Source organism: Streptomyces sp. NPDC008092 (genome assembly GCF_042957285.1).
Taxonomy (GTDB): Bacteria; Actinomycetota; Actinomycetes; order Streptomycetales; family Streptomycetaceae; genus Streptomyces.
Genome location: NZ_JBIBHY010000009.1, coordinates 72,509 through 84,911 on the forward strand (window position 1 = coordinate 72,509; position 12,403 = coordinate 84,911).

15 protein-coding genes are annotated in these 12,403 nt (G+C 73.2%); 7 read left to right on the forward strand and 8 right to left on the reverse strand.

The features are described from left to right. Window positions 1–17 precede the first annotated feature (17 nt). Complete coding sequence (locus tag ACFZB3_RS28275) at window positions 18–650, reverse strand: isochorismatase family protein (RefSeq protein WP_391379965.1); 633 nt, start codon at window positions 648–650, stop codon at window positions 18–20. A gap of 139 nt (window positions 651–789) precedes the next feature. Between ACFZB3_RS28275 and ACFZB3_RS28280 the strand changes: the two genes are divergently transcribed. After that, a complete protein-coding gene (locus ACFZB3_RS28280) occupies window positions 790–1,365 on the forward strand; it encodes a TetR family transcriptional regulator (protein ID WP_391379968.1) in 576 nt (191 codons plus the stop codon). Window positions 1,366–1,447: 82 nt separating this feature from the next. Here the strand turns inward: ACFZB3_RS28280 and ACFZB3_RS28285 are convergent, their stop codons facing one another. Then, the gene (locus ACFZB3_RS28285) at window positions 1,448–2,248 is read right to left on the reverse strand and encodes a putative protein N(5)-glutamine methyltransferase (RefSeq protein ID WP_391379970.1); all 801 of its coding nucleotides are present in this window, start codon (window positions 2,246–2,248) and stop codon (window positions 1,448–1,450) included. A gap of 90 nt (window positions 2,249–2,338) precedes the next feature. Then, entirely contained in the window at window positions 2,339–3,394 is a 1,056-nt protein-coding gene (locus ACFZB3_RS28290) for a hypothetical protein (protein WP_391379972.1), read from the reverse strand. A gap of 184 nt (window positions 3,395–3,578) precedes the next feature. Here ACFZB3_RS28290 and ACFZB3_RS28295 point away from each other — a divergent pair, with 184 nt between their 5' ends. Beyond that, on the forward strand, window positions 3,579–3,980 hold the full coding sequence (locus ACFZB3_RS28295; protein WP_391380634.1) for a MarR family transcriptional regulator: 402 nt from the start codon (window positions 3,579–3,581) through the stop codon (window positions 3,978–3,980). On the opposite strand, the gene ACFZB3_RS28300 is transcribed toward ACFZB3_RS28295, so the two are convergent. From ACFZB3_RS28300 to ACFZB3_RS28310, 3 genes are all read right to left on the reverse strand, one after another. Further along, window positions 3,941–4,690, reverse strand: coding sequence for a GNAT family N-acetyltransferase (locus ACFZB3_RS28300; protein ID WP_391379973.1), 750 nt, complete (start codon window positions 4,688–4,690; stop codon window positions 3,941–3,943). The genes ACFZB3_RS28295 and ACFZB3_RS28300 overlap by 40 nt on opposite strands. Further along, window positions 4,687–5,610, reverse strand: a complete 924-nt coding sequence (locus tag ACFZB3_RS28305; RefSeq protein ID WP_391379975.1) for a zinc-binding dehydrogenase — start codon at window positions 5,608–5,610, stop codon at window positions 4,687–4,689. Before ACFZB3_RS28305 ends, ACFZB3_RS28300 begins: the two co-directional genes overlap by 4 nt. Before the next feature lie 205 nt (window positions 5,611–5,815). Then, entirely contained in the window at window positions 5,816–6,256 is a 441-nt protein-coding gene (locus tag ACFZB3_RS28310; protein ID WP_391379978.1) for a nitroreductase/quinone reductase family protein, read from the reverse strand. Window positions 6,257–6,389: 133 nt separating this feature from the next. Between ACFZB3_RS28310 and ACFZB3_RS28315 the strand changes: the two genes are divergently transcribed. After that, window positions 6,390–6,998, forward strand: coding sequence for a TetR family transcriptional regulator (locus ACFZB3_RS28315; protein WP_391379980.1), 609 nt, complete (start codon window positions 6,390–6,392; stop codon window positions 6,996–6,998). A 40-nt stretch (window positions 6,999–7,038) separates the two neighbouring features. On the opposite strand, the gene ACFZB3_RS28320 is transcribed toward ACFZB3_RS28315, so the two are convergent. Continuing rightward, a complete protein-coding gene (locus ACFZB3_RS28320; protein ID WP_391379983.1) occupies window positions 7,039–7,335 on the reverse strand; it encodes a hypothetical protein in 297 nt (98 codons plus the stop codon). A 272-nt stretch (window positions 7,336–7,607) separates the two neighbouring features. Here ACFZB3_RS28320 and ACFZB3_RS28325 point away from each other — a divergent pair, with 272 nt between their 5' ends. Continuing rightward, entirely contained in the window at window positions 7,608–8,195 is a 588-nt protein-coding gene (locus tag ACFZB3_RS28325; RefSeq protein WP_391379985.1) for a hypothetical protein, read from the forward strand. A gap of 6 nt (window positions 8,196–8,201) precedes the next feature. Here ACFZB3_RS28325 and ACFZB3_RS28330 read toward each other — a convergent pair whose 3' ends face one another. Continuing rightward, window positions 8,202–9,560, reverse strand: coding sequence for an 8-oxoguanine deaminase (locus tag ACFZB3_RS28330; RefSeq protein ID WP_391379987.1), 1,359 nt, complete (start codon window positions 9,558–9,560; stop codon window positions 8,202–8,204). Between the two features lie 103 nt (window positions 9,561–9,663). Between ACFZB3_RS28330 and ACFZB3_RS28335 the strand changes: the two genes are divergently transcribed. The 3 genes from ACFZB3_RS28335 to ACFZB3_RS28345 all read left to right on the forward strand — a co-directional run bounded on the left by ACFZB3_RS28335 (window position 9,664) and on the right by ACFZB3_RS28345 (window position 12,360). Continuing rightward, complete coding sequence (locus ACFZB3_RS28335; protein WP_391379989.1) at window positions 9,664–10,632, forward strand: acetylxylan esterase; 969 nt, start codon at window positions 9,664–9,666, stop codon at window positions 10,630–10,632. A 13-nt stretch (window positions 10,633–10,645) separates the two neighbouring features. Then, the gene (locus ACFZB3_RS28340) at window positions 10,646–11,050 is read left to right on the forward strand and encodes a nuclear transport factor 2 family protein (RefSeq protein WP_391379991.1); all 405 of its coding nucleotides are present in this window, start codon (window positions 10,646–10,648) and stop codon (window positions 11,048–11,050) included. 113 nt (window positions 11,051–11,163) lie between these two features. Then, the gene (locus ACFZB3_RS28345) at window positions 11,164–12,360 is read left to right on the forward strand and encodes a serine hydrolase (RefSeq protein ID WP_391379993.1); all 1,197 of its coding nucleotides are present in this window, start codon (window positions 11,164–11,166) and stop codon (window positions 12,358–12,360) included. Window positions 12,361–12,403 lie beyond the last annotated feature (43 nt).

Below are 12,403 nucleotides of genomic sequence, written 5' to 3' on the forward strand. Positions count from 1 at the left end.
AACTGCGGTTCCTGCCCTCAGGCAGTCGCGACGGGCTCGACGGCGGCGAGGAACTCGTCCACGGTGACGGTCTCGTGCCCGAAGGTCGGATAGGAGATGTCGAGCGCGACCCGGTGGGCCTCCTCGGTGAACTCCGCAACGGCGTCGAGGAGGAAGGTGACGTGGTAGCCGGCCTCCAGGGCGTGCCGCCCGGTGCCCTCGACGCAGGTCTGCGAGGTGAGCCCGGCGAGCACCACCTTCTCGATGCCGCGGCTGCCGAGCTGTTCGTCCAGGTCGGTGCCGGCGAACGCGTCGAACATGTGGTGGCGGCCGACGACGACATCGCCGTCCCGCGGCCGCAGCGGGGGGTAGAAGTCGGCGCCGTAGGTGCCTTCCCAGAAGACCTGGTTGTCCAGCGCGAACCGGAAGCGCGGCAGGACGTGCTTGACGCCGGCGAACGCGTCGTCGTTCAGGCCGTGCGGGGCGTAGCAGATCATCACACCGGCGGCACGTGCGGCACCGATCAGGCGGCCGAGCTGTGCGCGCAGGTCCAGCTTGTCCAGCATCGGTCCGATCTGGCCGCTGAGCTTTCCGTCCTCGGCGAGGAAGTCGTTCAGGGGGTCGACGACGATCAGCGCCGTCCGCTCCGGGGGGTAGCTGCGTGGGGTCACGGTTCTCCTCGTTCGCTTTCGCTCACCACGTTTACATGATGAGCGTCATGAATAACTTAATCATGATGACCGTCATGTAAAGTGTCAAGCGAGAGCTGGTTCAGCCGGAGGTGGGGCGATGCGTGCATCCCGTGAGCAAGTGACCGCAAACCGCGAGAACATCGTCGCCAGTGCGGGACGGCAGTTCAGGAAGCGCGGCTTCGACGGTGTGACGATCTCCGACGTGATGAAGGCCGCGGGGCTGACCCACGGTGGTTTCTACGGCTACTTCGACTCCAAGGACGCGCTGGAGGCCGACGTGTGCGAACGCGGTGTGGCCGAGAGCGTCGCCGCGGTCGACGCCGTGGCGGCGGACGGCACCGGTGACGGGGACCCGGATGCCGCGCCGGCGCTGGAGCGCTTCGTCCGGGACTATGTGTCGGCAGCACATCGGGACATGCCAGAGGACGGCTGCACCGTCGCCGCGCTGGCGCGCGACGCCAGCCGCAGCCCCGCGGGGATCCAGCGTGTCTTCGCGTCCGGCGTCACCGGCATGGCCGAGGCGCTGACCCGCCTCAGGAACCTGGACAGGCCCGAGCGCGAGCAGGGTTCCGCGCCGGACTTCGCCGCGCTGTCCACCATGATCGGCGCGCTCACGCTGGCGCGGGCCGTGGCGGAGGCCGATCCCGCGCTCTCCGAGACGATCCTGCGGACGGCACGGGAGCACATCGCCTGATCAGGCCGCGGCCGGTCCCTCCACGTCGATACCGACCGACCGGTTCGCGCCCGCGGAGTCGCCACCGCACATCGGGGTCCCGTCAGGCACGGTCCCCGTCACGTACGCCGACCACGACGTTCGCGTACAGCTCCGCCGAGACCGCGAGCCGGGTGGTCAGCCCGGCGGCGCGGAAGGTGTCGACGGCGTCCTCGGCCTGGCGCTCACTGGTCTCGACCAGGACGCAGCCGCCGGGCGCGAGCCATTCGCGCGCGCCCGCGGCGACCCTGCGCAGTACGTCGAGACCGTCGCCGCCGCCGTCCAGGGCGACCAGCGGCTCGTGTTCGCGGGCCTCGGCGGGCAGCAGTCCGACCTCGCCGCTCGGGACGTAGGGCACGTTGGCGGCGAGGATGCCGGTCCGGCCGCGCAGGTCGGCGGGCAGGGCGTCGAACAGGTCGCCGACGTGGGCGTGGCCGCCGTAGGGGGCGATGTTGCGGCGGGCGCAGCGGACGGCGGACGGGTCGATGTCGGCGGCGTGGAGTTCGACGTCCCCGAGGGCGGCGGCGAGAGCCGCGCCGACCGCACCGGAGCCGCAGCACAGGTCCACGACGACGGACGCGCCGGGGGTCTCGGCCAGGGCCTGGTCGACCAGGAATTCGGTACGGCGGCGGGGCACGAACACCCCGGGCTCCACGAGGACGCGCAGTCCGTGGAACTCCGCCCAGCCGAGGACCTGTTCGAGGGGCTGTCCGGCGGAGCGCCGGTCCACCATGGCGGCCAGTTCGTCCGGGGTGCGGGCGGCGGCGAGGATCAGCTCCGCCTCGTCCTCGGCGAAGACGCAGCCGGCGGCGCGCAGGGCCGAGACGACGGCGCCGGTGGTGTCGGGGTCGGAGAGTGAGGTCATCGCCGGGGAGCCTATCCGGGCGCCGGAGCGCCGGTCACATGGTTTACCGCCCGGCCGGCCTGCCGACCGGGCGGTCCGCCGACCGGCCGGTCAGACGCCGACCGTCTCCTCGGCCTCCTCCTCGGCTTCCGCCGCCTCGCCGGTCAGTCCGGCCGGGGAATCCGGTACGACCACGGCGGCGGCCTGCGCTGCCTTGGCCCGCTCGTAGGCCGCGGCGAGGGCGGTGATCGCGAGGCCGGCCAGCAGCCAGACGGCGAGGGTCCACACGTTCCGGCTCAGGCCGTCGCTGCCGAAGTACAGCAGGCTGCGGACGCCCTCGACGAAGCCGGCGCCGTTCCAGAAGGCGTGCAGGGTGCCGAAGAAGCCGTTCTGCAGTTCGGGGCGGAACAACCCGCCGGAGCTGGTGAAGTTGAGCATCACGAAGAGCACCATCATGGTCAGCGTGGTCCACCGCTTGAGGAAGGTGTGCAGGCCGACGCCGATGAGGAGGATCCCGGCGGAGTAGAGCCAGGCCATGCCCCAGACCCCGGCCAGGTCGTGCCGGGCGAGGTGGAACACCGGTCCGGCGAGGAACGCACCGATGCCGCTGACGACGGCGGAGACGCCGAGCGCGAGCAGGGCGCGTATCCGCATGGGGAGCGCCGCGCCGGCCGCGCCGAGGGCGGCGACGGAGGCGTAGGAGCCGATGCTCACGGCGATGAGCAGGAAGAAGAGGCCCTGTCCCGTGGGGTCGTCGGCGACCGGCTCGGCGACATCGGTGACCTTGAGGGCGACATCCTCCTTGGCGGCGACCGGGATGAAGACCTGCTCGACGGCCGTGGCGCCGGTGTCCGAGGCGGCGACCGCGACGATCAGCTCCGGGGTCCTGGCGCTCGGCACGTAGGCGCCGGTCACGGTACGGGACCTGAGCAGGTCGACGGCCGCGGCGCGGGTGGGGACGGTACGGACGTCGAGCTTGTCGCCGGCGGTGTCCTTGATGGTCTGCGCCAACACCTTCGCTTCCGGTCCGGCGCCGACCACGGCCACCGGCATGTGGTTGGGCTCCGGGTGGACGAACGCGCCCATGTAGGCGAGCCCCATGCCCAGGCACATCAGTAGCGGGGTGATCAGGTGCGTGAGCACATGGCGCAGTGCCGGTGACCTCATCGCGTACGACCTCCAGAACCTACGGGCCAAACTGGTTGGCTTATACAACTCACTGTCAAGTTGTACTATACAACTAGATCGACGGAGGAGGTATTCCGGTGAGGGCGTTGCTGTGGCGGACGCGGCCGTCGAAGGTGTTCCCGTGACAAGGGCGGAGACGGCGGTGGAGACCATCCAGCGCGAGATGACGACGTTCGCGCGCCGGGCCCGGGCGTCGGCCGGGCGTATGCACCCCGAGCTGTCGCTGGTGTCGTACACGCTGCTCGGGCATCTGGAGGAGCGCGACGGCTGCCGGGCCACCGACCTGGCCGCGCACTACGCGCTGGACAAGTCGACGGTCAGCCGGCAGGTGGCGGCACTGGAGCGGGCGGGGCTGATCGAGCGGCGCCTGGACCCGGAGGACCACCGGGTCCAGGTGCTGCATCTGACGGAGGCGGGAGAGGAGATCCTGGCCCAGGTCACACAGAGCCGCCGGGCCGCCTTCCGGGAGCGGCTGGCGGACTGGCCGGAGGCCGACCTGGTGAGGTTCGCCGGCTACCTGGAGCGCTACAACGCGGGGACCCCGGCGGGCTCCGCCGACGACTGACCGAGCTGCTCCGGCACCCTGGCCGCGACGAAGGCGGTACGACGGCGCAGGCGGAAGCCGAGCGACTCGTACAGCCGGATCGCGGTGGTGTTCTCGGCGCCGGTGTGCAGGAAGGGCGTCTCGCCGCGTTCCCGGATGCCGTGGGCGACCGCGCGGATGAGCCGGGTCGCGAGGCCCTCACCGCGGTACGCCGGGTCGGTGCAGACCGCGCTGATCTCGGTCCAGCCCGGCGGGTGCAGCCGCTCCCCCGCCATCGCGATCAGCCTGCCGTCGCGACGGATGCCCAGGTAGGTGCCGAGCTCGATGGTGCGGGGCAGGAACGGGCCGGGGCGGGTGCGCTCGACCAGGTCGAGGATCTCCGGTACGTCAGCCGGTCCGAGCCGGACCGCGGCCGGCTCCGGCACCGCGTCCATGCCCTCGTCCACGAGCTGTACGCCGGCGATGTTCATCGTGGGTTCCCAGCCCGCCGGGAGCTCACCGCGGTAGCCGGGCAGCGGGACCTCCGCGCCGGGGCCGGCCAGGGCGGCGAGGTCCGCCCAGTCGTCGGCGCCGGGGTCGTCGGGCAGCGCCAGCCACGGGGAGACGTCGACGGGGTAGCGCAGGACCCGTCCGCGCCGCTCGGCGAAGCGGGCGTGCGGGCCGGTGAGCGAGGCGCGGGCGGGGTTGTCCAGGATGTGCGCAGCGTCCTCGCGGGCGTTCGGGACGCTCATGCGGCGACCTCGATCACGATCTTGCCGAGGGCGTGCCCGTCCTCCACGGCGCGCAGCGCCTCGTCGGCCTTGTCCAGCGGGAAGGTCCGCGAGACGTGCGGGTCGAGTTCCCCGGCCACGACCAGCTCGGCGACCTCGTCCAGGACCGCGGCGGTGCGCGCGCGTTCCACCCGGGCCCCGCCCAGCGCGGCGACGGTCTCGGGCGGGGCGCCCGCGGTGATCAGCCTGGTGCGGTCGGCGAGCAGTCCGGCGGCCTCGGCGAGCACCTCGCCGCCGACCAGGTCGTAGACGCCGTCCACGCCCTGGGGCGCGGCCGCCCGCACCCGGTCGGCCAGCCCCGGTCCGGAGGCCACGTGCACGGCGCCCAGCGACTCCACGAGGTCCTTCTTGGCCTCGCTCGCCACGCCGACCACCCGCAGCCCCCAGGCGTGCGCGATCTGCAGCGCCGCCGCGCCGACTCCCCCGCCCGCGCCGGTGACCAGCAGGGTCGCGCCCTCGGGCAGGTCGAGCTGGCGCACGCCGTCGTAGGCGGTGGCCCCGGCGACCGGCAGGGTGGCGGCGTCCGCGAAGGACAGCGCGGCCGGCTTGTGCGCGGCCACGGACGCCGTCAGCAGGGCGTACTCGGCGAACGCGCCGCCGGACGTGTTGCCGAAGACCTCGTCGCCGACCGCGAAGCCGGTCACGCCCTCGCCGGCCTCCTCGACCACACCCGCGGCCTCGCTGCCGAGGACGACCGGGAAGCGCGGCTCGCCCTGGCCGGGGCGGCGGAAGCCGCCCCGCAGCTTCCAGTCGACGGGGTTGACCCCCGCCGCGCGGACCGCGATCAGCAGTTCGCCGGGGCCGGGCACGGGCCGGTCCAGCTCCGCGAAGGCCTCGGTCTCGGGCCCGCCGTGCCTGGTGTAGACGTACGCCTTGGGCATCGTGTTTCCTCGCTCTCTGGTGCTGTCACCGGTGTCCCGGCAGCGGCACTCAGCGGCAAGGACGACCACGCGGAAGCTATTCCCGCACCCGCGGATCGTTCATGAGGCCGCAATGATCGGGGGCCTGACCTGGGCGTCCCGGCAACGCCGGAGGCCGGGCGGCGGGACGGCCGGGGTCCCGCCGCCCGGACCCGGCAGCCGTTCGCTACGCGTCGAAGGGCGTGAGCACGAAGATGGGCATCTTCCTGGTGGTCTTCTTCTGGTACTCGGCGTAGTCGGGCCAGGTCTCCACGGCCCGCTCGAACCACACCTCGTAGTCCTCGCCGTGCACCTCCCTGGCCCGGTAGTCCTTCCTGACCGGGCCGTCCTGGAGTTCCACATGCGGGTTCGCGGCCAGGTTGTAGTACCAGACCGGGTGCTTGGGCGCGCCGCCCAGGGAGGCGACGACGGCGTACTCCCCGGCGTGCTCGACGCGCATCAGCGGTGTCTTGCGCAGCTTCCCGCTCTTGGCACCCACCGACGTCAGCACGATCACCGGCCTGCCCTGGTTGTCCGTGCCCTCGGTGCCACCGGAACGTTCGTACAGCTCGACCTGATTACGGGCGAAGTCGAACGCGCTCGGCTCGTATTCCCCGGTGAGCGGCATGTCTGCACCATCCAATACAAGGATCGGCCCGGCCGCGGCAGCCTGTTGCCACGCGCCTACAGGGCCATAAACGGACTATACCCCGCTACTGCCGGGACATCGGTGCCCCCAGGCGCCGACGTATGGTGGCCGCGTGGAACGGACCGACTTGTCACAAACGCCTTCCGAGCGCGTGGACGCCGCACGCAACCGGCAGCGCCTCCTGGCCACCGCCCGGGAGATGCTCGCGGAGTGCGGGCCGGACCGGATCACGATGGACGCGCTCGCCGAGCGCTCGGGGCTGGGCAAGGGCACCGTGTTCCGTCGCTTCAAGACCCGCGCCGGCATCTTCCAGGCCCTGCTGGACGACGGCGAGTACGCCTTCCAGGAACGCGTCCTGTCCGGACCACCGCCCCTGGGACCGGGGGCACCGCCGCTGGAGCGCCTGGTCGCCTACGGCAAGGCCCGCGTCCGGTTCCTCATCGACCACCACGACATCGCGCGCTCCGCGCTCGACGGACGGCAGCCCGTGCCCGCCCGCAGCCAGACGCCGCTGTCCCGGATGCACATCCGGATGCTCCTGGGCCAGATAGAGCTAGGGCCCGCCGACCGTGATCTGCTCGCCGTGCAACTGACCGCCGCCCTCGACGGACCGCTCCTCCTGTACATCTCCTCCACCGACCTGGGTCAGGCCGAGCAGGACGCCGAGCGGAGGCTCGCGGACGGGTGGCAGGACATCGTCCGGCGGGTGTGCCGCTCCTGAACCGCCCGCGGACCCGCCGGCCGCTCCCGAGTCCGCCGTCTCAGGCGAGCGCGCGGCGCAGCAGGTCGTCCGAGGCCGCCATGAACCTGCCGACGCGCTCCTTGTCCAGGTCCGCGGAGGGCAGGATGGGGCGGGCCTTGCCGTTGAACAGCGCGCCGCTGTGCGCGTCGAGGTCCGGGGCGTCCATGACGAACACGCGAGCACGGGGTGCGGTGTCCGGGCGTGCCGTGCCCGGTCGGGAGGCGAGCCCCTGGAGCACCGCGAAGCGGCTCGGGTAGCTCACCGCCATGTCCCGCTCGATCCGCTCGCCGGCCTCCTCGCGCACCCTGGACTTCACCCCGTTTCCTCGTGAAGTCCGTGCCCCGAGGGCGACCTGCCCGGACTTGCGGTCCGGGTGCGCGCGGGGTGTTGGGGCGGGGCGTGCGGCGCGCGGCGGGCCGCGTGCTTCGGTCCGTGCCGTGTCCCTGGTCCCGGAGGGTGGGCGAGGTGCTCCGTACGGGGTACCAGTCCCGTGTGGACGCTCGCATGCGAGCGGGGGCACGCTGGGAGCTGCGGACCGGCTGTCCGGCCCTCCGGCTCTCCGGCTCTTGTGGCGGCGAGGAGGTCGACATGCGTACCCGGGTGCGTGGCTGGCGCTGGCGGCAGAACCCGCTGCGGCGCAAGTCCGACGTGGTGGAGACGTGGATCGCGCTGGCGGTCGCGGTCCTGCTGTGCGCGGGCGCGCCCCTGGTGGGGGCGGTGGCGGGGCTGTGGGCCCATGAGCAGGCACGGTCGGTGGCGGCGGTGGAGCGGTCCGAGCGGCACATGGTCCGCGCCCTCGTCGTCGGCGGCGCCCCGGACCAGCTGCCGTCCGTGCAGGGCGGCGACCGGGCGCACGCCTACCAGACGAACGTCCGCTGGACCGTGCCCGGCAAGGGGACGAGGACCGCCCTGGCCCGGGTGCCGGCCGGGACCAGGACCGGTGACGTGGTGGACGTGTGGTTCGACCGGCAGGGGCACGGGGTGGCCCCGCCGCCCGACGACATCGCCGTCTGGCAGCACACGGTCACCGTGGGCCTGTGCGGGGCGAGCGGCGCGGCGGCCGTGGTGCTGCTCGGCCATGGCGTCGTGCGCCGGGTGGCGCTGCGCCACCGGCTCGCCGAGTGGGAGCAGGAGTGGGCACGCACCGGGCCGGACTGGACCCGTGGGCGCGCCTGAGACCCGCTAGCCGGCCGCCTGCAGGCGGCGGGCCACGCGCGCGTGCGTGCGCAGTGCGTCCGCCAGCCCGGGCAGGACGGGCTCGCCCCCGTCGACCAGCACCCGTCCGCCGACCACCGTCGTCCACGCCCGCGCGGGTCCGCACCGCAGCCAGGCCTCCACGGAGTCGGTGAGGGCACCCGCCAGGGCGACCTCGTGGAGGTCCCAGACGACCAGGTCGGCGCAGGCGCCGGGGCGCAGGTGGCCGAGTTCGTCGGCGCGGCCCAGGCAGCGGGCCGAGCCGCGGGTGGCGATGTCGAGGGCGTCCCGGGCGGTCATGGCGGCGGGCCCGCCCCGGTAGCGGCCGAGCAGCAGCGCGTTGCGCGTCTCCATCCAGAGGGAGGCGTGGTCCGTGGAGGCCGAGTCGTCGCAGCCGATGCCCACGGGCATTCCGAGCTCGCGCATCTCCCGCACCCGGGCGGTGCCGCCGCCGATGAGCATGTTGGAACTGGGGCAGTGCGCGACGCCGACGCCCGCGGCGGCGAGCCGGCGCAGCTCGTCGTCGTTCGGGTGGATGCAGTGGGCGACCCAGGTGCGGTCGCCCAGCCAGCCGCAGTCCTCGAAGTACTCGACGGGACGGCAGCCGTAGGTCGCCAGGCAGTAGGTGTCCTCGTCGTGGTCCTCGGCGAGGTGGGTGTGCAGCCGGACATCGTACCGCTCGGCGAGTTCGGCGCTCGCCGTCATCACCTCCCTGGTCACCGAGAAGGGTGAGCAGGGGGCGAGCGCGACCCGGACCAGGGCGCCCGGCGCGGGGTCGTGGTGGGCCTTGATCAGCCGTTCGCTGTCGGCGAGGACCTCGTCGGTGGTCTGGGTGACGCTCCGGGGCGGCAGTCCGCCGTCCTCGACGGAGCGGGTCATCGAGCCGCGGGTGGCGTGGAAGCGGAAGCCGATGTCGCGGGCGGCGCGGATCTCGGCGTCGACCAGGCCGGGGCGCGGGTGCACATAGAGGTGGTCGGAGGAGGTGGTGCAGCCGCCCATGAGGAGTTCCGCCATGCCGACGTACGCGGAGACGTAGGCGGCCTCCTCGTCGAGGCCGGCCCACAGGGGGTAGAGGGTGGTCAGCCACTCGAAGAGAGAGCCGTTGACAGCCGGGGCGTAGGAGCGGGTGAGGTTCTGGTAGATGTGGTGGTGGGTGTTGACCAGGCCGGGGGTGACGAGCCGTCCGGACGCGGACAGGACCGTACGGGCCGCGGGCTCGCCGCCGGCCGTTCCGACCGAGGTGACCCGACCACCGGCCAGGGCCACCCAGCCGCCCGGGATCTCCCGCCCGCCGTCCACGACGAGCAGTCCGGCGTCTCTGACCAGCAGATCGACAGCTGAGGGCATGGGTTCATCGTAGGAGTCGGTCGGCGCAGAGGCCTGGCGATTCGTCGGACCACCCACGTACGGTGTGATCATCCGCACCTTTCCTTCACCGAGGCGGTTGTTGATGGCCCTGTTCGACCTTCCCCTGGACGAGCTCCGCGAACACCGCAGCGAGTCGGTGGCACCGGACGACTTCGACGCCTTCTGGTCCAAGACGCTCCAGGAAGCCCGCGAGCACGATCTCGGCGCCCGCTTCGAGCCGGTCGACGCCGGGCTGTCCACGGTCGACGTCTACGACGTGACGTTCGCCGGGTTCGGCGGCCACCCGGTCAGGGGCTGGCTGCGGCTGCCGGCCGGCGCCACCGAGCCGCTGCCGCTGGTCGTGGAGTTCGTCGGGTACGGCGGCGGGCGCGGGCTGGCGCACGAGAACCTGCTCTGGGCGTCGACGGGACGGGCGCACTTCACGATGGACACCCGCGGCCAGGGCAGCGCCTGGGGCGGCGGGGGCGGCACCGCGGACCCGGTGGGCGGCGCGCCGTCGTACCCCGGGTTCATGACCCGGGGCATCGACGCGCCCGAGAACTACTACTACCGCCGGGTGTTCACGGACGCGGTCCGCGCGGTGGAGGCGGCCCGCTCGCATCCGCTGGCCGACGCGGCGCGGACCGTGGCGCTCGGCGCCAGCCAGGGCGGCGGGATCACCATCGCGGTCGGCGGCCTGGTGCCCGACCTGGTGGCGGTCGCGCCGGACGTGCCGTTCCTGTGCGACTTCCCGCGCGCCACCACCCTGACGGACCGTCACCCGTACCGGGAGATCGCCCTGTTCCTCAAGACCCACCGCGGCCGCTCGGCGGAGGTGCAGCGCACCCTCTCGTACTTCGACGGGGTGCACTTCGCGGCCCGCGGCCGGGCCCCGGCGCTGTTCTCGGCGGCCCTGGAGGACCAGACCTGCCCGCCCTCCACGGTCTACGCGGCCTTCAACTCCTGGGCGCACGAGGACAAGACGATCGAGGTGTACGACTTCAACGACCACGAGGGCGGCGGCCCGTACCACGAGGCGGCGAAGGCGCGCTGGCTGCGTTCGTACGTCTGAGGAGGCGGCGGAGATGGACACGCGGGAGGCCGCCGAGCGGTTCGTCCGGGTCTGGGAGCGGGGCTGGGCCGCGCACGACGTGGACGCGCTGCTCGCCCTGTACGCGGAGGACTGCGTGCACCGTTCGATGCCGTTCCGCGCCCCGCACCGGGGGCGCGACGAACTCGCCGCCTACCTGCGCTGGTCGTTCGAGGCGGAGCGGGTGACGGACATCAGGTTCTCGGCGCCGCTGGTGGGCCCGGACGGGGTCGCGGCCGCGGAGTTCCGCGTCCGGTCCGAGGAGGGGGGCGCGGCGGTCACGCTGGCCGGGTGCGTGTTCGTGCGCTTCGACGCGCAGGGGCTCGCGGTGGAGAGCCGGGACTACTGGCACTCCGCCGACGGGCACCAGGAGCCGGCCGGGCGGCTCTTCCTGCTCTGACCTCCCGTCCGTTCTTCCCGCTGCGCTTCCCTCCAGTCCGACCAGTCGGTACGTTCGGGGTGCCCGGGCCGCAGCGTCGCGGTCCGGGTTTTCCGGCGTACGACGGAGGGCGCATGTCCGAGCACGAGTCACAGCCGCAGCCGCAGCCGCAGCCGCAGCCGCAGGTCCACGGCCACTGCGATCCGCGTTTCGCGGCGGTGCGGGAGGCGTTCGAGGAGAACTTCCGGGACCGGGAGGAGCTGGGTGCCGCCGTCGCGGTGACGGTCGGCGGCGAGACGGTGGTGGACCTCTGGGGCGGCTGGGCGGATCCGGCGCACAGCCGGCCGTGGGAGCGGGACACCGTGGTCAACGTGTGGTCCACCACCAAGGGCCCGGTGGCGCTGTGTGCGCACATCCTGGCGGACCGGGGCCTGCTCGACCTCGACGCGCCGGTGGCCGCCTACTGGCCCGAGTTCGCGGCGGCCGGCAAGGAGCGGGTCCTGGTCCGCCATCTGCTCGCGCACCGGGCCGGGCTGTCCGGGCTGCGCGAGCCGCACTCGCTGCAGGACCTGTACGACTGGGAGCTGACGACCGCGCGGCTGGCGGCGACGGAGCCCTGGTGGGAGCCGGGGACGCGGTCCGGGTACCACGCGCTGACCTACGGCTTCCTGGTCGGCGAGGTGGTGCGGCGGGTGTCGGGGCTGCTGCCGGGGGCGTTCCTGGAGCGGGAGGTCACCGGGCCGCTGGGGGTGGACTTCACCGTCGGGCTGCCGGAGAAGGAATCGGGCCGGGCGGCCGAGCTGGAACATCCCCGGGTCGTGTCGGACAGCGAGCAGGCTGCGATCTTCAGCCAGATGGCGCCGGCCGCCGTTGCCGCCCTGGCCAACCCGGGCGTCGGCGCGAGCGCGGCGAACACCCCCGAGTGGCGGGCGGCCGAGATCCCGGCGGCCAACGGGCACGGCACCGCACGGGCGGTCGCGGCGCTGTACGGGGTGTTCGCCGGCCGGGGCGAGTACGGCGGCCGGCGCGTGCTGTCGCCGGAGGCTGCCGAGCGGGTGCGGGAGGGCCAGGGCAGCTGCCGCGATCTGGTGCTGGGGGCGGGTTTCGAGCACGAGACCGAGATCGGGCTGGGGCTGTGGCTGAGCGGGCCGAACGGCTCGTACGGACCGAACCCGCGGGCCTTCGGGCACGACGGGTTCGGCGGCTCCTGCGGGTTGGCCGACCCGGAGGCGGGGGTCTCCCTCGGATACGTCATGAACCGCATGGGACCGCGGATCGCGGACGACCCCCGGAAGACGGCCCTGGTCAACGCCGTTTACGCGAGTCTGTGAGGCCCGCACGGTTTCGGCCGAACCCGTCAGCCGCTCTTCCCTG

Excerpts from the sequence above, each read along its gene's own strand:
- ACFZB3_RS28285 (WP_391379970.1), bottom strand. The coding sequence starts at position 2,248 with ATGACCTCACTCTCCGACCCCGACACCACCGGCGCCGTCGTCTCGGCC.
- ACFZB3_RS28300 (WP_391379973.1), bottom strand. The coding sequence starts at position 4,690 with ATGAGCGTCCCGAACGCCCGCGAGGACGCTGCGCACATCCTGGACAAC.
- ACFZB3_RS28310 (WP_391379978.1), bottom strand. The coding sequence starts at position 6,256 with ATGCCGCTCACCGGGGAATACGAGCCGAGCGCGTTCGACTTCGCCCGT.
- ACFZB3_RS28330 (WP_391379987.1), bottom strand. The coding sequence starts at position 9,560 with ATGCCCTCAGCTGTCGATCTGCTGGTCAGAGACGCCGGACTGCTCGTC.
- ACFZB3_RS28325 (WP_391379985.1), top strand. The coding sequence starts at position 7,608 with ATGCGTACCCGGGTGCGTGGCTGGCGCTGGCGGCAGAACCCGCTGCGG.
- ACFZB3_RS28335 (WP_391379989.1), top strand. The coding sequence starts at position 9,664 with ATGGCCCTGTTCGACCTTCCCCTGGACGAGCTCCGCGAACACCGCAGC.
- ACFZB3_RS28295 (WP_391380634.1), top strand. The coding sequence starts at position 3,579 with ATGACGACGTTCGCGCGCCGGGCCCGGGCGTCGGCCGGGCGTATGCAC.
- ACFZB3_RS28305 (WP_391379975.1), bottom strand. The coding sequence starts at position 5,610 with ATGCCCAAGGCGTACGTCTACACCAGGCACGGCGGGCCCGAGACCGAG.
- ACFZB3_RS28340 (WP_391379991.1), top strand. The coding sequence starts at position 10,646 with ATGGACACGCGGGAGGCCGCCGAGCGGTTCGTCCGGGTCTGGGAGCGG.
- ACFZB3_RS28345 (WP_391379993.1), top strand. The coding sequence starts at position 11,164 with ATGTCCGAGCACGAGTCACAGCCGCAGCCGCAGCCGCAGCCGCAGCCG.
- ACFZB3_RS28290 (WP_391379972.1), bottom strand. The coding sequence starts at position 3,394 with ATGAGGTCACCGGCACTGCGCCATGTGCTCACGCACCTGATCACCCCG.